Annotated in this window: 18 protein-coding genes and 1 pseudogene; 14 read left to right on the top strand and 5 right to left on the bottom strand. The window is 47.1% G+C overall.

Going from position 1 to position 17647, the window contains the following annotated elements; genetic code table 11:
* Positions 1-17 precede the first annotated feature (17 nt).
* Positions 18-2471, top strand: a complete 2454-nt coding sequence (locus ABIE48_RS16105) for a family 20 glycosylhydrolase (RefSeq protein ID WP_354519271.1) — start codon at positions 18-20, stop codon at positions 2469-2471.
* Between the two features lie 37 nt (positions 2472-2508).
* Positions 2509-2793, top strand: a complete 285-nt coding sequence (locus ABIE48_RS16100) for a hypothetical protein (protein ID WP_192713931.1) — start codon at positions 2509-2511, stop codon at positions 2791-2793.
* A 123-nt stretch (positions 2794-2916) separates the two neighbouring features.
* On the opposite strand, the gene ABIE48_RS16095 is transcribed toward ABIE48_RS16100, so the two are convergent.
* A complete protein-coding gene (locus ABIE48_RS16095; RefSeq protein WP_145018705.1) occupies positions 2917-3732 on the bottom strand; it encodes an alpha/beta fold hydrolase in 816 nt (271 codons plus the stop codon).
* Positions 3733-3953: 221 nt separating this feature from the next.
* Positions 3954-4535 (bottom strand): DUF6241 domain-containing protein, encoded by a 582-nt coding sequence (locus ABIE48_RS16090; RefSeq protein WP_145018708.1) that lies wholly within the window; start codon positions 4533-4535, stop codon positions 3954-3956.
* A gap of 288 nt (positions 4536-4823) precedes the next feature.
* Between ABIE48_RS16090 and ABIE48_RS16085 the strand changes: the two genes are divergently transcribed.
* The 3 genes and pseudogenes from ABIE48_RS16085 to ABIE48_RS16075 form a co-directional block, all read left to right on the top strand.
* The gene (locus ABIE48_RS16085; RefSeq protein WP_145022889.1) at positions 4824-5303 is read left to right on the top strand and encodes a GyrI-like domain-containing protein; all 480 of its coding nucleotides are present in this window, start codon (positions 4824-4826) and stop codon (positions 5301-5303) included.
* 28 nt (positions 5304-5331) lie between these two features.
* Complete coding sequence (locus tag ABIE48_RS16080; protein ID WP_145018712.1) at positions 5332-5754, top strand: DoxX family protein; 423 nt, start codon at positions 5332-5334, stop codon at positions 5752-5754.
* A 135-nt stretch (positions 5755-5889) separates the two neighbouring features.
* Positions 5890-6117 (top strand): annotated as a pseudogene (locus ABIE48_RS16075) (effector binding domain-containing protein); the annotation flags it as partial.
* A gap of 134 nt (positions 6118-6251) precedes the next feature.
* Here the strand turns inward: ABIE48_RS16075 and ABIE48_RS16070 are convergent.
* Complete coding sequence (locus ABIE48_RS16070; RefSeq protein ID WP_192713932.1) at positions 6252-8528, bottom strand: penicillin-binding transpeptidase domain-containing protein; 2277 nt, start codon at positions 8526-8528, stop codon at positions 6252-6254.
* 421 nt (positions 8529-8949) lie between these two features.
* Here ABIE48_RS16070 and ABIE48_RS16065 point away from each other — a divergent pair, with 421 nt between their 5' ends.
* Positions 8950-9480 (top strand): DUF4362 domain-containing protein, encoded by a 531-nt coding sequence (locus ABIE48_RS16065; protein ID WP_192713933.1) that lies wholly within the window; start codon positions 8950-8952, stop codon positions 9478-9480.
* Between the two features lie 339 nt (positions 9481-9819).
* Positions 9820-10917 carry a helix-turn-helix transcriptional regulator gene (locus ABIE48_RS16060; RefSeq protein ID WP_145018721.1) on the top strand — a complete coding sequence of 366 codons (1098 nt, stop codon included), beginning with the start codon at positions 9820-9822 and terminating at the stop codon, positions 10915-10917.
* Between the two features lie 307 nt (positions 10918-11224).
* Here ABIE48_RS16060 and ABIE48_RS16055 read toward each other — a convergent pair whose 3' ends face one another.
* The gene (locus ABIE48_RS16055) at positions 11225-11548 is read right to left on the bottom strand and encodes a hypothetical protein (protein WP_192713934.1); all 324 of its coding nucleotides are present in this window, start codon (positions 11546-11548) and stop codon (positions 11225-11227) included.
* Positions 11549-11897: 349 nt separating this feature from the next.
* Here ABIE48_RS16055 and ABIE48_RS16050 point away from each other — a divergent pair, with 349 nt between their 5' ends.
* The 6 genes from ABIE48_RS16050 (at position 11898) to ABIE48_RS16025 (ending at position 15397) form a co-directional block, all read left to right on the top strand.
* Positions 11898-12224 (top strand): ArsR/SmtB family transcription factor, encoded by a 327-nt coding sequence (locus ABIE48_RS16050; protein ID WP_145018727.1) that lies wholly within the window; start codon positions 11898-11900, stop codon positions 12222-12224.
* An 88-nt stretch (positions 12225-12312) separates the two neighbouring features.
* Positions 12313-13314, top strand: a complete 1002-nt coding sequence (locus ABIE48_RS16045) for an NADP-dependent oxidoreductase (RefSeq protein ID WP_145018730.1) — start codon at positions 12313-12315, stop codon at positions 13312-13314.
* 219 nt (positions 13315-13533) lie between these two features.
* Positions 13534-13863 (top strand): helix-turn-helix domain-containing protein, encoded by a 330-nt coding sequence (locus ABIE48_RS16040; protein WP_192713935.1) that lies wholly within the window; start codon positions 13534-13536, stop codon positions 13861-13863.
* Positions 13864-14156: 293 nt separating this feature from the next.
* Entirely contained in the window at positions 14157-14480 is a 324-nt protein-coding gene (locus ABIE48_RS16035) for a hypothetical protein (protein ID WP_354519266.1), read from the top strand.
* A 182-nt stretch (positions 14481-14662) separates the two neighbouring features.
* Positions 14663-14878 (top strand): XRE family transcriptional regulator, encoded by a 216-nt coding sequence (locus ABIE48_RS16030; protein WP_192713936.1) that lies wholly within the window; start codon positions 14663-14665, stop codon positions 14876-14878.
* A 30-nt stretch (positions 14879-14908) separates the two neighbouring features.
* Positions 14909-15397 carry an AAA family ATPase gene (locus ABIE48_RS16025; RefSeq protein WP_192713937.1) on the top strand — a complete coding sequence of 163 codons (489 nt, stop codon included), beginning with the start codon at positions 14909-14911 and terminating at the stop codon, positions 15395-15397.
* Between the two features lie 137 nt (positions 15398-15534).
* Here the strand turns inward: ABIE48_RS16025 and ABIE48_RS16020 are convergent, their stop codons facing one another.
* Positions 15535-16470, bottom strand: coding sequence for a S66 peptidase family protein (locus ABIE48_RS16020; RefSeq protein ID WP_192713938.1), 936 nt, complete (start codon positions 16468-16470; stop codon positions 15535-15537).
* A 263-nt stretch (positions 16471-16733) separates the two neighbouring features.
* Here ABIE48_RS16020 and ABIE48_RS16015 point away from each other — a divergent pair, with 263 nt between their 5' ends.
* Positions 16734-17603, top strand: a complete 870-nt coding sequence (locus tag ABIE48_RS16015; protein WP_192713939.1) for a chemotaxis protein — start codon at positions 16734-16736, stop codon at positions 17601-17603.
* The last annotated feature ends 44 nt before the right edge of the window (positions 17604-17647 follow it).

Raw genomic sequence — 17647 nt, 5'->3', positions numbered from 1 at the left:
ACTCTTCGCGCATCGTCGTGAATTCGCAAGACGAATCCGCTTTGCGGAATGCGGCCGAGCTGACCCGCCGGGATTTGCTGGATTTGACCGGATATGATCTCAAGATTGTAAGCGGCAAACCGAAGGTCGGCGATTTGTATTTGTCCATCGATCCATCCCTGACAAGGCTCGGCGAAGAAGGCAACCGGTTCAAGGTCGGCGATTACGTTTCGATCGCTTCCGTGTCCGCCAAAGGAGCGTTTTACGGTACGAGAACCGCGCTGCAAATCATCAAGCAGCATCCGGACCGGACGATTCCGAGAGGCGAAGCCATGGATTATCCGAAATACGCCCAGCGCGGATTGATGATCGACGTCGCACGCAAGTTTTATACGATCGATTTTCTCCGAAATTACGTGAAATTGTTGTCCTGGTACAAAATGAACACATTCCAAATCCATTTGAACGATGACGTCGGCACACCGTTTGCGGACGGCACGACGGCCGCATTCCGGCTCGAAAGCACCACCTATCCAGGGCTGGCGAGTCCGAACGGCCATTATACGAAGCAGGAATTCAAGGATCTGCAGCTGCTGGGCATGGAATACGGCATAAACATCATTCCGGAGATCGATACGCCGGGGCATTCCCGAGCATTCACTTCCTACAATCCGGCGCTTGGAAATGAACGGGGCCTCGATATTACCAAACCGGAAACCGTTCAGTTCGTTAAGTCTTTGTGGGATGAATATGTGGACGGGAATGATCCGACATTCATCGGTCCGGACGTCAACATCGGCACAGACGAATACGGCGGGAATTCCGAAGTGTTCCGCGGATACATCGATACGATGATCAAACATATCAACAGCAAAGGCAAACATCCGCATTTGTGGGGCGAACTTACACAACATAACGGCACGACGCCGATCAGCACCGACGCTACCATGAACATATGGCATGAACCTTATGGTTCTCCGCAGCAGGCAGTGGATCTCGGCTATGACATCATCAACGCCCAAAACGTATACATGTATATCGTCCCTACTCTATACGGCGACTATTTGAATTCCCAATTCATCTACAATGAGTGGGAGCCGGTGAAGTGGGAAACGACGACACTTCCTTACGGCCATCCGCGCGTCAAAGGCGGTATGTTCTGCTTATGGAATGACGTGTCTGAAGCCAACGGCCTGTCGATGGACGATTCGCATGAACGTCTGCTTCCGGGGATTCAAGCGGTCTCGGAAAAAATGTGGACCGGAACGAGGGATGACCGATCCTACGAGAAATTCGAGCAGCGGGCGAAGGCAATCGCCGATGCGCCAAACGCTGACATGTCCCACAAAATCACCGTAAGCAACAATGATAACAAAGTCATTTCGTATCTTTTTGAGAACAAATTCAAGGACGAATCCGGAAACCGCTTTGACGGCAAGGGCGTGAACGTCAATATGACGGAAGGAAAATACGGCAATGGTGTTCGACTGAATGGCGGGAAGAGCTATATTCAAACGCCGATCGATGCCTTAGGTTTCGGCTGGACGGTTTCGATGTGGATCAAACCTGACAAAAACAACCCCGATAACGCTGTATTGATGGAATCTCCGGCCGGAACGCTAAAATTGAAACAAGGCAGCAGCGGCAAGCTTGGTTTCTCAAAGGAGCATTACGACAGTACGTTTAACTACTCGGTTCCGGAAGGCAAGTGGACGCATATTACGCTGAAGGGCGACAAAAAAGGCGTGACACTGTTCGTTAATCTGGACGAATACGTGGAAAGGCTGGAGGAACAATATCCGAAATTAAATACGCTTGTGCTGCCGACGCTGCGGATCGGAAGCGAAACGAATGCGTATCAGGGCGTATTGGATAACGTCTTGATCTACAATAAACCGATCGAGCTGCTGAGCGGCGATAATTTGGCGCTCCATCAGGCCGCGGAGTCGTCCGAACTCGAATTCCCGTATTACTCTTCTGACAAGGCGGTTGACGGGGATATGTCTCCACTGTCCAGATGGTCGAGCGCTTACGTGGATGACGCGTGGTTTATCGTCGATCTGGGCAAGCCAAAAGACGTCGGCAAGGTCATCATCAAATGGCAAGGAGCCTACGCCGAAAAATACCAGCTGCTCGTATCTACGGACAAAACGAATTGGACGAATGTGTCCGGCGGTGACGGAGTGATCACCTCTAAGGGCAATCTTCTGGATATCATTACGTTCGATCCGCAGCAGGCGCGTTACGTCAAATTCCAGGGTGTGAAACGTGCCACCGTATTCGGAAACTCCTTCTTTGAATTCGAGGTGTACGGACCCGATCATATTCAGGAGTATAAGCAGCTGATTGTGCAAGTGGAAGATCTTCTGAAGAAAACGGACAACGGAACGCTGCGTAAACTGCTGCTGCAGGTGCTGAATCGTTATCCGTACGACGCGACGGCCGACCTGGGGCCGCTGCGAGATTTGGTGAACGGCATGCATTCCAAATGATTTATTGGTAGATCATTTGGAAGTGAAGTTGTCAGCAATGAACAAAAAAGCTTGGTCATTTGACCAAGCTTTTATTTATCTGGTATTTGGAGACTTTTTTTCTTCTTTTTGTGTATCTGTTAAAACTCCATCTTTGAATCGGACTGTCCATAGATGTGATTTATCATTGAACTTTATAGCTGTTGGAACAAATATTTTAATCTCTGCGGCTTCCTTGCTATTGATAGCTTCACGTAGGACCTGCTCTTCAGACTATTTAGCCTTGTCTGGTTTTATGCTCGGCAATATAGATACCTTCTTAGCTCCCGACAGACCAGAATAAGATGTTGCCATTTCTCCTTTAAAGAGAATCTTAACTTTTTGACCAACTTGTGCATCATCAGGGAAGCGAAAAAACGACAACCAGCATAAAGGCTGTCGTTTTTTCAATTTGCCTATCGTGCTGCTATTGCGGTACCCGCAGCGGGGCGTGCCGTGCATTCCCGACGAACTCCTGCATGAGCTCATTAAACTTGTCGCGTTCGTCGTAGAATGAACCGTGGCCGCTATACATGAACGGCACGAGCTGCGAATGAGGGATTAACCGCTGCATCTCCTCCGCCTGGCTGAATGGAATGACCTGGTCGTGAATGCCATGCACGATCAGCGTTGGAACCTGGATGTGTGACAGGTCGGCAGTTAAATCAAAGTCCCGCAGCATGACGATGATCGCGGCCGTCGACCACCCGGCAGCCTGCATGCCCATCTGAACAAACCAGTCCGCGAATGGCTTGCTGATGTACCGGAAGAAGAAAATGTCGGTTACGCCGAGCATCATGTTTGCCCGGTCGTTCAACGACTGCTTCAGCAGCTGCGCTGCCGTCTCTTTGGTGAAACCGCGCGGCGCCGCCGCGTCAATGAGTACGAGTTTGGATACGCCGCCGCCATTGTACCGCACGATGTATTTGATCGCGATCGCTCCACCGGTCGAATGCCCGGCGAGCACGAAGTCTTTCAGCTGCAGCGCATCAACGACGGCGCGAATATCGTCCGCAAGTCGTTCTAAATGATATCCACCGTAGGGTCGGTCCGACTTGCCGAAGCCACGCCAGTCGATGCCGATGCAGCGGTAACCCATGCCCGGCAGCACGTTGAACTGATATTCGAACTGGTCATGATTAAGCGGCCAACCATGAAGAAACACGATCGTTTTGCTTCCTGCCGGGTTGATGTCCTCCACATAGAGTTGTACCCCCGGCTCAACTGTCACATAGTATCCCACTGTCAATGCCTCCGTAAATCAAAATCCTTTCCCGATAGGATACGCGCCCAGCGCCCAAACGTGAATGCCCTGTCGCGGCATATCAGCGTGTCGGAAGCATGGCAGAAGCGTGGGGTGGTATTTACGCTCCACTAATGGTGGATAGATCAATAGCGAGAAGGGGCTGCCTTGCAGGAGACGGCCTTTTTTTATGGGCAAAAAAAGAAGCCGCTGAGGGCTCCTTATTGTTTATGAAATGTATTCTTGATGAATTCCTGTTCCTCTTTCTCCGTAAGAACGCCTTTCGCTTTCCCGATCGATCCATTTTCGACCATCCAAAAAAAGTTGTGATCCTCATCGACGGTAGAAAAGTCGCCGGCCTCCCATTTCTTCGCGATATCGAGCATCCTTGCGTAATTAATCCAACTCGTCCCCTTGACTTGAATGATCTGTTCCAGCAGCTGCACCCGTTCCGGCGTCATTTCGATTGAGATCCACTTTTCCTTGGCCTTTACCTTTTGGTGGGTCATATGGTGCATGATATTGACGGCGTCACTCTCTGCAACAACGATCTCAGGCTTTAAAGCATCTTTCAGCACTAGATCAACTTGGTCATTGTCATCCGTGCGAAGGTTCCCAAGGTCGGTTCGGGTTTGCCCAGGTTTCGGAGAAGGTGCAGGAGTTAGATTCTCGGCTTGTTTACGATCCTCCGGGTCAGTCACTAAAGCATCTATGAAGTGTTTGACAAAAAGGCCAGTTCCAACAACGACGGCAATGGCTGCCACGACAACAACCGTGATAACCCATCTCTTTTTAGTGGACATTTAGAGATTCTCCCGTTAAGTTTGTGTACTTCGTACATAAATACACTATAGATATTGGACTGTATCCCGTCAACAGTCTGGGAACTTAGAAAAGAACCTGATGATGTAGCTCTTAAAGTCAATGGAGAGCGCTGCAAGAAAGCAGATTTCTTTGGTCAGGCAGGTCAGAATTGTGGTTGTCGTATCGGACTCTCTAAACAGTATCATATTTTGACATGATTCATCGTTATGATTAACCCATCAAGAAAAACAAATGATTTGATCAAATCAAAAAAAGGAGCTGGGATGATGGCAGCATTTAACCTTGAGGAGAAAGACAGCTTCATCGTTGTAGGGGTTGGAACGGAACTGAAGAGCGAGTACACGGACTATGCGGGCATGAACCAGGAGAAGGAAAACTTCTGGCGAACCGTGGAGCAGGATGGAAGGCTTGACACTTTAAAGGCTGTCTCTGCGAACGACTACATCTTCGCCGTAAACGAACTGGTAAACGGCAAGAGGATGTATTATGTCGGCGTCATGACAGAAGCATCATTATCGGAAGAACACAGAGAGATCCAATTCCCTAAAGGACCATACCTCGTCATTAAAGGTGAAGGGAAGACGGCAGATAATTTAAGTCGTACGCTTACCGGCATTGCCTTTGGTCAAATTTTACCCGAAGCCGAAAACTTCGCCTATGTCGGCGGGCCCAATGCAACGGTCGAGATGGGGCACCGTGATAACCTTGTATATGGGGAAATGTGGATCCCGGTTGTGAAGAAGTAAATAAAACAAAACCTTAGGAGGAATGGAAATGAATACGATGACCAGTAATGAAAAAATAACGAAGGTTGAATCCCGTCGGATCGGAAAGACGGCCGCTTATTGGACTGTCACCATCATTCTCGCATTCTCTATTGCATTAAGCGGGATCGGGCAATTGATGCGATTGGGTGGCAATGTCGATTTAGTGACTAATATTGGTTTCCCGTTATATATTACTTATATTCTCGGGACTTGGAAATTGCTTGGAATCCTTGCGATCGTCATCCCAGGTTTCCCCCGTCTTAAGGAATGGGCTTATAGCGGTATCTTTTTTCTAATGACGGGCGCAGCCTTATCTCATGTGTTCGCTCACGATTACGGGGTTGGTGGATTCAATGTCATTCTTCCGCTTTTCTATGCCGCGCTTGGCATGGCCTCCTGGGCGCTGCGTCCGAAAAGCCGCAGACTCTAATTAAGGCGTGACATGACGCCACCTCATTCGTGATCCGATAGACTTCCTCTGCCTAATATTAGGTAGGGGAGCTGCGGGAGAGGACAATTGGTTGCCCTCTAAACAGTATCATGTTTTGAAATGATTTATGGTTATGATAAGTCAAGAGTGATCCAATTCCCAAAGGGACAATACCTCGTCGTTAAAGGCGAAGGGAAGTCGGCTGATGAGTTGAGTAATACGCTTACCGGGATTGCCTTTGGTCAAGTCCTGCCAGCAGCCGAACATTACGCTTATGTTGGCGGACCCAATGCAACGGTTGAGATGGGGCAGCGAGACTGTTTTGTATATTGGGAAATGTGGATTCCGGTTGTCGAGAAGTAAACGAGATTAGCAAGAAGCATGAGGAGCTTTCTTATACGCTAAAAAACCCCGTTTCTAAGTAAAGAAGCGGGGTTAATTTATTTTTCACTTCTATTAATAATCGCACTAAAAGGTCGAGTAATCTGTGCCGCAATTCAGTTATCGCCAGCTTCTTTACCGGACTTGCCGTCGGCCAAATCGTCCGCTGACGTATCCTCCGAAATGGAACCACCCTCCGTGGAGGAGGATGAAGCATCCTCCGATGTCTCGTCATCTTTGACCGGCTTCAGCGTCAGCTGGACGGAACGCTTGCCGTTCTTGTCCGTGACCAGCTGCTCGCTGACGTATCCTTCCCCTTGGACGGTAACCGAGCATTTCAGCAAGGTCAAAATATCCAGCGCATCGCGCAGCGATTCGCCTTTTAGGTCCGGCACCGTCATTTTATCGGTCTCCTCCGTGAGCAGATAGATGCGCTGACCCGGACTCATCGGCGTTCCCGCTGCCGGGAACTGCCGGATGACCGAGGCACCCTTGCCAATGGTCTCAAAATCGACACCGGCGTTCAGCAGCTTTTGTTTGGCGTCCTTCACCGCCAGCTTCGTTAGCGTCGGAGCCTCAGGACGTTCCACCGTCGTTTTGCCATTGGACGTTTTTTTGGTGTTTGACTTCGGCACACCCATGTAAGGCAGGGCCTGGGACACGATTTTCTTAAAGATCGGCGCCGCCACCATGCCCCCGCCGACATCCGGATCATTCGGCTGGTCCACAATGACAATAAGGGCAATCTTCGGATCGTTCACCGGCGCAAAGCCGATAAAGGAAACGACGGATTTCGAATAATCCGGTTTTAAGTCCGGGCCGTATTTGACCGCAGTACCTGTTTTACCAGCAACGCGGTAACCTTCGATATATGCGTGTTTTCCGGTACCGATCGCCCGGTCTGCCACAACCTGCTCCAGATAGCTGCTCGTTTCCTTGGCGGCTTCCGGGGAAATAACCTGCCGGACGACGTCGGTATTGGTAGATTTGATAACTTTACCATTATCCGGATCTGTGATTTCTTTTATAATATGAGGTTTTAAAAGCTTTCCCCCGTTTGCCACCGCGCTGATCGCCGCCAATTGCTGAATCGGCGTCACGGACACGCCATGGCCGTAAGAAGCAGTTGCCACTTCGACCGGACCCGGAAGGTTGATCGTCTTGGATATTTCGCCGGGAAGCTCAATGCCTGTCTTCTGGCCAAAACCGAAGTCGTTGATATATTTCAGCAGCCGGTCTTTCCCGAGCATTTCCGAGCCCAGCTTGACAAACGCAACGTTGCTGGAGCGTTTCACGCCTTCCAGGTACGTGATCTGCCCCCATCCCGAGCGGACAATGTCATGGAGGGGCGTATGAGTCCCTTTGACGTAGATTTGTCCGGACTGGTAGAAGGCGTTCGGGTTAAACAGTCTCTCCTGCACCGCACCGGCGAGCGTCACGATCTTGAACGTGGAGCCCGGCTCGTACGTAGCCTTCACGGCATAGTTGAAAAAGTCCTTCTGATCCGTCGCGGGATCCCAATACGTATTCGGGTTGAACGTCGGCAGGTTCGCCATCCCGAGAATTTCCATTGTCTTCGGATTGGCCGCAATGACCGTCATGCTGATCGGCTTGTACTGCTCATACGTCTCTTTCATCGCGTCTTCGATATAATACTGGATCGTATCGTCGATCGTAAGCTTTACATTTTTACCATTAAAAGCCGGCTTGTACACCATATTTGCTTGGGGAAGCTGGTCTCCTTGCCGGTCGCTCTCGTATTTCATTTCTCCGGGGGTACCTTTAAGGTAATCATCTATGTATGCCTCAAGACCGGCGACAGCCTCACCGTTCCGGTCGGTATAACCCAAAATATGAGCCGCAAGTGTTCCGTTCGGATAATACCGCTTCTGCTCCTTAAGCAAGCCCAGCCCGGTTTCCATTCCTTTTTTTTCTTTCTCAAGCTGGTCCATTAACTCTTTGTTGAAATCATCGATCTGAGCCTTTTTCGTTTCGTCAACTTTCCAGCCTTCATTCCGAACCTCCCGGCCAGGGCGGTATTTCCCATCCTTTTTAGCATTTACAAGTTCCTTAAGCTCGCTTTCATCCTTGCCCAAAATGTTGTGCAGTCCTTCGATAATTTCGTTCTCCAATCCGTTCTCGTGGATGACGGCCGGATTGACGATAACGGTATAGGCCGGAATGTCGGAAGCCAGCACATCGCCGTTCCGATCCGTGATCATGCCGCGGGATGCCGGAATCGTGACATTTCTCGTCCACTGAAATACTGCCCGCTCGTGCCAGTCTTGTCCTTTGACAACCTGCAGCGTAAATACCCGAATCAATAGAACAACAAAAAGAAGGGTTATAAACCCACCTATGAGCAGCGCGCGAAGCTTTATTCTTTTAATCATACTCAGCCCTCACAAGTTCTGTACCCTCAAAGTAAATGTTAAATTTCTCTCCGTCTTTCTTACGAATATTCTTTTGTACCTTGCAGATCTGGCTTTTGAAGTTGCTTTCAGTACGGTTTAATTTCGCCATAATATCACCCCAGGACAATTTTAATAGAAAAATCCCTAATTGGCTATACTTGGAAATCGAGTTTCATCAAAGGTGGACGGAGATCCAAAGTAAAACTGGCTCCAGGCATGAAGCTATGTAATAGCGTGTATGTGTAAGAACATCAAGGTGTTGGGAATCCTTACTAAATACATGGAGGTCATAGTATACGGAACATTTTAATTCAACAAATAGAAGAATACTCTAGTGCTCGCGTATGCGATTGAAACATTCATACTCGCTATAGCGTTGTTAAATGTGAGGTGATGATTCATGATCAAATGGGTGTTAATATTAGGAGCTGGATTGGTTTTGCTATCGGGCTGCAGTGAGAAGTCGGGCAGATCTATCGGCAATACGACCAATCCTTCCACTGCTCCTGCACTAGGGGAGACGACTTCACTGCCATCGAAGCCGAAAGCGTTCCCCGCTGTGTCTGACCCTTATGATGCTGACAAAGCAGCCGCGAATGGTGATATCGTGAACGTTCATGGGAAGATATACAATCTCGAGAAGTGGAAGCTGTTTCTTGGGAATCTCGACATGGGTGTGCCGAATCAGGTGCGCATTACGCAGTACACGGATGAAGGCGACCCAATCTTCTATGAACTGGTCTATGATGGGGCCGAGGCAATTGTGTATACGTATGACAATTCGAGGGACGGGTTTGGCAGCGATGCAGGTCGTCCAAGCACGGTGTGCCGTGGTATTGAACTCGAGAAGAATAAAGAGTACGGGTCTCATTACAAGCTAACCGGGTGCGATAATGAAACCAGCGATACGTTCTGGTTCACGGATGTATAGGAGGAAGCTGAGCAGGGCAGCCAATAAACACATAAAATACATAACTAAGCCGGGGGTTCAGAATTAACTGATCAGTAATAGGGGCGTTTTTTCATTAGTCGGCAGGAGGTCGGCTGCCTTAACTTGCTGAATTATATGTTGGCCAAATGAAATTATTTTCCGCCAAATGATATTGCCTTTTAGAGTATAACAATTTACCTTATAAAGCATTCTACCTGCAGTTGAATAAAGCGGATGTGCCCATTCAACCAACGCTTGATAGGATAACGTTTTTGGAAATGTTATGCTGTTATCGACAGTGCGCACTGTACATTTTGCTTAATCGGAGGTAGGTATACGATGCTCGACTTACGTAAAATTGGTGCTTATATTTCGAAGCTTCGCAAAGACCGGGATCTGACACAATTGGAACTTGCCGATCAACTGAATGTAAGCCATCAAGCGGTATCGAAATGGGAACGGGGCGACTCGCTACCGGATATCGGAACGCTTCCGCAGTTGGCTAGATTATTCGGCAAAACGGTAGACGACATTTTAAATGCAGGAGATCACACAGAAGTTCGGGAGCACCAGCACCTAGGAACGATCATGGAGGAGATCGCAGAGAACAAGCCGGAACAAGTTGCAGAGAGAGTTAATGCCGGTGAGGTGGAACTGGAAGAGCTTGTAGAAGTAGCGCCTTTTGTAAAAGCAAGCGCTTTGCATAAGGTGACTGAACGATTAGACAGCAGCGTCCTTAAGTTAGACGTGATCTTGAGTCTGGCGCCGTTCCTCGGAACAGATACATTAGATGAACTGGTTCGTCAAGTAGAAGGAAGCGAATTTCTGTGGGACGCCATTACCGGACTTGCTCCATTCGTTAGTAGTGACACATTAAACCGACTGGTTGATAAATCGATTGACGGCTCCTTAGAAGTGCATCGTCTTGTTGAAATTGCTCCGTTTCTTGGAAGAGAACAAGTAGATCGGTTGGTACAACATGTCGAAGAGGGTGGCTTGAGCTGGCATTTGGTCCAAGAGCTGGCACCTTTCATCAGCAAAGAGACATTAAATCGTTTGGTAGACCGGGTTGTAGACGGCACCATTGATGCGAACCGGATTGTAAGCCTCGCCCCTTTTCTGGGTAGGGAGCAGGTGGATCGGCTGATACTGGAAGCTGAAGAAGGCAGCGTGAGCTGGAATGTCGTGAATGAACTCGCACCCTTCATCAGCAGAGAGACATTAGGTCGTTTGGCAGATCGGGTTGTAGACGGCACCATCGATGCAAACCGGATCATTAGCCTCGCACCTTTTCTGGGGAGGGAAAATCTCGAAAAGTTGATTGCTGGAGTTGAAGTTGAACATCTTAGCCCGGATCTGCTGGCGAGTCTTGCTCCTTTTATCGATCAAGGAACATTGAGCAGAATGGTAACAAACTTATTAAATAAAGTAAAATAGCCGCGGAGGTCGGAGCTTGGTGATCCAGAGACCGTCGGCGATCCCTAGAAGTACCCGCTTGAAATCCGGTTTTTCATCAATTTTCGGACCATTGAACCAGCAAGGTGCTGGTCAATAGGTAACGACGTCAAGTTAACGGGGAGCAATACGACGGCATCCGGCCAAAATCATCGGCTGCCGTCGCAATGTTAATAGGCAGGATCGTACAACTTTCGGTTGACGAAGGTGTCCTGCGCTGAATATAACAACTGGTGCTACACCCACATAAACCAAGGCAGATCCTGCGTCCTAACAGATCCTGAATCGTTTAACTTTGCCTACTGTCGGCGGATGTAACTACTTGAATTCGGTACTTTATTTCCTTGATCGAATCTGGGTTTATCGCGGGTTCCATTGCACTACGCAAACCATTTTGAATGGCATGATCCCATTCCACTTCATTCTCCTGTAAGTATTCATATACCTCATTCGGGAGATCTACAACTAACTGGACCTGTTTGGGATCTCGGGCGGGGTTGATTTTGGCCAACCACTCAAGCTCGTTTTCAGATGCATTGATATGCACTGGTTTTTTGCGGAATTTGGGCCGGGGTGAGACCGTTTTTGATCGGCCCTTATTTTTCTTGTTCATCAAAAGCCTTTTCCTCCTTACTCACATTGGATAAATCAGTCTATGCATCCGATGGGATTTTGGGCCGGGCGAGAGGGCTCTTATTGTAACCATGGCATGGACGGGGCATGAGGATTTTGCGGATGCAGTCCCACATCCACCGAAAGATAATGACATAAAGGCCTCCCCTTCAAGACATATGAAGAGGAGGCCATCAAATTAACTGAAATCGGATAGGTAACTCATTCAGAAGAACCTTATCACGAAGGCACAAATTATAGGTGTGGTTTTGCCTAAGCTTGATTTTGTTATTAAAAGCTCTATAATTATGTTTAATAGATTAAACCAATGAACCTAAGAGGTGAATGGCATGAGCCAGCAAACGGAGGATATTCTGCAACAATTTAAAGATTGCATCCCTCTATTGGAAGTGCTGACCGATGTAAACCGTCAAGCTATTATTATGCTGTTAGCACAGAACAAATCGGGACTTAATGTGAATACAATAGCAGGACATATCAATTTGTCCAGACCGGCTGTATCCCATCATTTAAAGGTATTGAAACAGTCTTGTTTTATTAAATCGGAAAAAAAAGGTGTAGAAAACTACTATGTTTTGACTGTCCGTAAACCACTTGAACAACTCAAGTCATTAATTACTGCCGTTGAAGACGAATGCGATGGTCTCAGTGATTAACCAAAAGAGTTAAGTTCTAGTGAGTTCTTATATCAACATTTGGTTTAACTGTTTAAACCAATAATCATATTATTAGGAGTGATTTGAAATGAAAGCTATGATCATTAGCAAGTACGGAAAAAATGTTCCATTAGTCATGACAGAACATCCAATGCCGGATATCGGAGAACATGATGTGCTAGTAGAAATACATGCAGCCAGCTTAAATCCTATTGACTATAAAATTAAGGAAGGGAAAATGAAATTATTATTGAATTACAAGTTTCCTCTAATTTTGGGGAATGATTTCTCAGGAGTTGTAGTCAAGGTTGGCAGCCGGGTCAATACATTTAAACCAGGAGATGAAGTTTACGGAAGACCACGCAAGAACCGGATCGGAACTTTAGCTGAGTTTATTGCTGTTCATGAGGAAGATATTTGTCTGAAGCCGGAAAATCTCACTTTTGAAGAGGCGGCATCGATACCACTGATTGGACTTACGACTTACCAAGCATTTGTTGATATTTTAAATCTTCAAAAAGGCCAAAAAATCTTGATTCACGCAGGTTCGGGAGGCGTAGGAACCTTCGCTATCCAACTGGCCAAGCTGATGGGTGCATTTGTTGCTACAACTGCAAGTGAAAAAGGCTATGAGTTGGTCAAATCGTTGGGGGCTGATCTAATTATTAATTATAAAAAAGAGAATTTTGAAGAAATCCTTACCGGATATGACGCTGTTTTTGATACTTTAGGTGGAGAAGCTTTGGACAAGTCATTCCGCATACTGAAACCAGGTGGACAAATTGTATCCATTTCCGGCATGCCGAACGCCAGATTTGGAAGAGAGGCGAAATTGGGTTGGGTGAAAACAACCATTTTGTCGATTGCGAGCCGTAAGATCAAAGCCCAAGAGAAAAAGAGCCAATCGACGTATCACTTCCTATTTATGAAACCGAGCGGAGAACAATTAAAGGTTATAAAGGGGTATATTGAAGGCGGACTCATTAAGCCGATTATTGATAAGGTGTATCTTTTGAAAGATGCCGAGCAAGCATTTCATTACCTGGAAAGCGGAAGGGCCAAGGGGAAAGTAGTTATTAGTTTAAAGTAATGTAAGATGACAAGAACTAAGTTGGCTCATTTCAGTTTGTTATGAAAACACTTAAGGTACACAATGCCCATTTTGATGTAAGTAAAAAGTTAATAGCTTAAATCAACGTTTTTAGCGGAACAATTTTAACGGAGCCCGCCATGGGACTTTTTCGATTTTCGTGCGTTCTATCTTTAGACGATACAGTCTATAGAATTTCTATGGAGGAGTGGCCGATGCATGGCAAAGACACAATTGGAGGATATCGCCGTACGTTTACGCAACGCCCGTATTAACCGTAAACTAACGCAAATGGAAGTATTTCGTTTGACGCAGATCAACAATAAAACCTTGAGCGCGTATGAAACAGCAAAGACCGAACCGGATCTGGTATCGCTGTCCAGGCTGGCCGACCTGTACAAGGTGTCCACCGATTGGATTATTACCGGATTTGAGTTCAAAGGAACAGGCAGGTCAGAAGATGCAGAGGCCGAAATTGGCCTTCTCAAGGACAAGCTTAAGGCACGGGAGCAGATCATCCGGGGAATCCGGGAACTCGTCTCGGAGTGAAAATGAAGAATTGGTTAGCCTTTATTGATATGAAATACCAATACAAGGTGGGCGCTTAAAACGTTGAGAGGGAGTTAGTTTAGTTAATGAAGATGCGGAGTATTCTCACAGCTGTTTTGTTTTCAAAAGGCTTAATCGCACTTGACGTTCCCATTACCGTTGAATAACTAAGCACAGAGGTGAGGATAAATCTGCTGCGGACTTTACATCTATTCATAATATTGGTTCTGATTTCGTCCGTCACCATTATTGCAGGCTGCCAAGGGGAAAGAAATAAGGATACTTTTCCTGAAGTGAGACAAAGTTTGACCGAAAGTATGAAACAAATTGATAAACAACCTGGCATACTTTTATCGGGGTTCGCTGCCGACCCCAAAGTGAAACTATATAAAGTTGGAATTGAATATGATCCGGGTCAAATAAGCAATGAACAATTAAAACAGATTGTTACTGATTATCTCAGCCATGCGGCTTCAAATTTGTCGCCTCCCAACAATTGGGAAGAGATGCTTAAACCATATCAATTGCGCATTGAAAAGTTAGGTGATGCTCAAAAAACACCCGTAATAGCTGAAAAAGGTATCGGCTCGACAGAAATAAAATGGTTTTTTGAATAAAATAGCACTGCTTTGCAGATTTAACTAACGGACGATAGCCCGGCGATGGAACTCGCCCTTCCAATTGGGAGACGCATGTGGAATCTTATCGTTAAGGCCCTCATTATAAAGTATACTCTTGCTGGCAATGGACAACGCTTAAGGTTAAATAACTATTTTCTTACGCGGGAGGTCATCGCTAATTGAAATTTGAACTTGGACGTTGCTTGCTGAATGAACGATTGATGGAATCCGGAAAGTCAGCGGAATGGCTGGCAAAAGACTTGCTTTTTAAACCGGAACGGGTTTATGACTTTATGGAAAACAAAAGAGTGATGCCACTCAAAATTGCCATATCGATCGCAGATTCTATCGGCTGTAATGTTCGTGACTTGTATGAATTAATTCCGAACGAATAAGAAGTAAAAGGAGATTGGGAGGGTCTAGCCATGGGCATTAGGAATTATCTAATTGAAGGCGTCTCTGGCACCGGCAAAACTTCGGTCTGCAAAGAATTGCAGCGGCGCGGCTACCATGCCATTCACGGTGACCGTGAATTGGCTTATCAAGGCGATCCGGAAACGGGGATACGGACGGATGGTATCACGCATGAGCACCACATTTGGCATGTCGATAAGGTAAAAGCTCTGGTCGCCAATCAGGATGAAGCGGTAACATTTTTCTGCGGTGGTTCTAGGAACTTTTCGAAATTCATAGATCTATTTGACGGCGTGTTTGTCCTTGATGTCGACCTTGACACATTGAACCGGCGGCTTGACGAGCGACCGGAGAATGAGTGGGGTGGAAAGCCATCAGAACGGAAACTCATTACGCGATTGCACCAAACGAAAGAAGACATTCCGAAAAACGGAATTATAATTGACGCCACCGCGCCGATCGAGCACGTCGTTGACGAGATCATCCGTCAAATCAAATAAAATAATCGCCGACGAGAGTAAATTACTGACACTTACGGATTGCCTTAGCCCAATACACCGTCGCACCTGGATACGAATTGTCCCATCCACTGAGGTTACGGAGAATATTAGCAACATAAAGACGAGCTGTTAGCTGGTCATAACGATTGCATAACACTGATGGTAGGTTCAACTACAGTAATTCTATTATTGACTGAATCGAGATTAACGGTTGCGCCAATTGGCAAAGCGGCTTTATAAAAGCCATGACCTGTGGCAAGGTTCGTTATCATCGGCTTACCGAGAGGTACAACAAATTCTTTGATTATATCCTCATAAGATTTACCATAAGCTGCCTGGCAGCCTGAGCACTCTCCCATAATAATGCCGATGCAGTCACGGAATTTTCCGGCAAGCTTCAAATGATTCAAGTACCTGTATACGGTATTGGTAGGCTCATGAGTTTCTTCAAGAACAATAATTTTACCCCTTGTATCGATTTCAAAAGGCGTGCCCAACGTATCGACAAAGGAGGTCAGATTACCGCCCACAAGCTGCCCAGTTACATTGCCCGGAACACGGCTGATCAGCGGCATCCCCGGCGGATTGAAGATGGTCCGGGTTGATGAATATACGGATGTTGCGGAGAAAAACTGATCGAAATTGTAAGCGGGCGTATCGGGTTTGAAGTCAATGAGCAGCAGACTATGGAATGTTATTAAATCTACATATTGATGCATTACGTTTAATAGTACCGTTATATCGCTGTAACCTGTCACAATTTTGGGGTTATTGCGGATCACCGTATAATCAAGGTAAGGAAGAATTCCCGCCACTCCTGTACCGCCTCTGGTGGGTAGGATCATTTTAACCCGCTCGTCTTGAAACATCATCATCAAATCAGAAGCACGCTGCTCGTCTGTGCCGGCAAGAAACCCGTTTTGTGCATATACATATTGACCCAATACAACATTGAATCCCATTGCTCTCAAAATTTCGATCCGTGCATTAATTACGTCTGCAGCGAGCGGACTCCCCAAAGTAACGACTCCAACGGTATCGCCCCTCTGCAACATTGGCGGACTTATCGGCATGTGCTGATCTTCCTTCCTGAAAATAGAAGAAGCCATTGTCATATCATATCTTTAGAGTATATTGGCAAAATCCCAAGCACAGTACTAAAAAAGGAACTTGAATGAACGAGAAACCCTCTTTCATCATTTCCGCCCATGCTCCTCGAGCACACAGCCTTTATCCAGAGGCGGCACCTGTTCTTTATTGGATCGGCCCCCATGCTCTCCCTTATAATTAGAATGATATGGATAGTTGAATTGCGATGAAGGTGGTGGGGAATTCGATGAAAATCGCGGTAGGGTTTGTCCACGGCATTGGTAAGCAAAAAGAATATTTTCATGAGGCGATGGCAGGGCTCATTAGCAAGCGGTTAGGTGAAATATGTCCAGCGGTGGAGCTGGTCAGCAAGGGGATTTATTGGGCGGACATCACGGACCGGCTGGAAGATGAGCTCAAGGAAAAGCTTTCTCCTGACCATCTGCACTGGAACAAGTGGATCGATGCTCGGGGGTACGCCATCAGCTTTCTAGGTGACGCGATTGCCTATCAACCGCTGCCCCACAAAGCAGGTGACGATGATAGGAACTACATCTACACCGCAATTCACGAACGATTTTATGAAAAGCTGCAGGAGCTCGCACAGTGCACAGGACCCAGCGCCCCGCTGTGCATCATAAGCCACAGTCTTGGCACGATCATCGCGAGTAACTTCATATACGACCTGCAAAACGGCAGGCTGCCAAGCGGCAAGCTTGCATCAATAAGTGAGAATCCTTCTGCACTCGTTCGTGGTGATACGCTAACACATTTTTACACCATGGGCAGCCCGATCGCGATCTGGACGATGCGGTATAACGACTTTGGGAAGCCGATATCGTTTCCTTCGCCTGCTCTTTTGGCCGAGGGGCTACCATACGGCGAATGGGTTAATTTCTACGATAAAGATGATGTGATCGCCTATCCGCTCAAGCGTTTAAGCGCGGAGTATGATGCGGCCGTGACAGAAGATGTGGAGGTCAGAAACCCGGGTTTTCTGGCCAGCACCCCCCTTAATTCACACGGCGGGTATTACCGCTCGAAGACCGTCATCGAGCGGATTGCAAATTCGCTTGCAGACCTTTACGACCAAACAACCCGACAATCGATTCGTTAAGCCGCGCCGGCAGCCGGTAATGATGAAAGGCTAAGCTATTCCAA

Source organism: Paenibacillus sp. OAE614, from assembly GCF_040546645.1.
Classification (GTDB): Bacteria; Bacillota; Bacilli; order Paenibacillales; family Paenibacillaceae; genus Paenibacillus_AQ; species Paenibacillus_AQ favisporus.
Note: the sequence above shows the minus strand (reverse complement) of the source record. Positions and strands in the feature narration are given on the sequence as shown.

Bases quoted from the DNA above. Each gene is read 5' to 3' on its own strand.
- ABIE48_RS16100 (WP_192713931.1), top strand. From the start codon at position 2,509: ATGAACAAAAAAGCTTGGTCATTTGACCAAGCTTTTATTTATCTGGTA.
- ABIE48_RS16090 (WP_145018708.1), bottom strand. From the start codon at position 4,535: ATGTCCACTAAAAAGAGATGGGTTATCACGGTTGTTGTCGTGGCAGCC.
- ABIE48_RS16085 (WP_145022889.1), top strand. From the start codon at position 4,824: ATGGCAGCATTTAACCTTGAGGAGAAAGACAGCTTCATCGTTGTAGGG.
- ABIE48_RS16080 (WP_145018712.1), top strand. From the start codon at position 5,332: ATGAATACGATGACCAGTAATGAAAAAATAACGAAGGTTGAATCCCGT.
- ABIE48_RS16070 (WP_192713932.1), bottom strand. From the start codon at position 8,528: ATGATTAAAAGAATAAAGCTTCGCGCGCTGCTCATAGGTGGGTTTATA.
- ABIE48_RS16065 (WP_192713933.1), top strand. From the start codon at position 8,950: ATGATCAAATGGGTGTTAATATTAGGAGCTGGATTGGTTTTGCTATCG.
- ABIE48_RS16060 (WP_145018721.1), top strand. From the start codon at position 9,820: ATGCTCGACTTACGTAAAATTGGTGCTTATATTTCGAAGCTTCGCAAA.
- ABIE48_RS16055 (WP_192713934.1), bottom strand. From the start codon at position 11,548: ATGAACAAGAAAAATAAGGGCCGATCAAAAACGGTCTCACCCCGGCCC.
- ABIE48_RS16050 (WP_145018727.1), top strand. From the start codon at position 11,898: ATGAGCCAGCAAACGGAGGATATTCTGCAACAATTTAAAGATTGCATC.
- ABIE48_RS16045 (WP_145018730.1), top strand. From the start codon at position 12,313: ATGAAAGCTATGATCATTAGCAAGTACGGAAAAAATGTTCCATTAGTC.
- ABIE48_RS16040 (WP_192713935.1), top strand. From the start codon at position 13,534: ATGGCAAAGACACAATTGGAGGATATCGCCGTACGTTTACGCAACGCC.
- ABIE48_RS16025 (WP_192713937.1), top strand. From the start codon at position 14,909: ATGGGCATTAGGAATTATCTAATTGAAGGCGTCTCTGGCACCGGCAAA.
- ABIE48_RS16020 (WP_192713938.1), bottom strand. From the start codon at position 16,470: ATGCCGATAAGTCCGCCAATGTTGCAGAGGGGCGATACCGTTGGAGTC.
- ABIE48_RS16015 (WP_192713939.1), top strand. From the start codon at position 16,734: ATGAAAATCGCGGTAGGGTTTGTCCACGGCATTGGTAAGCAAAAAGAA.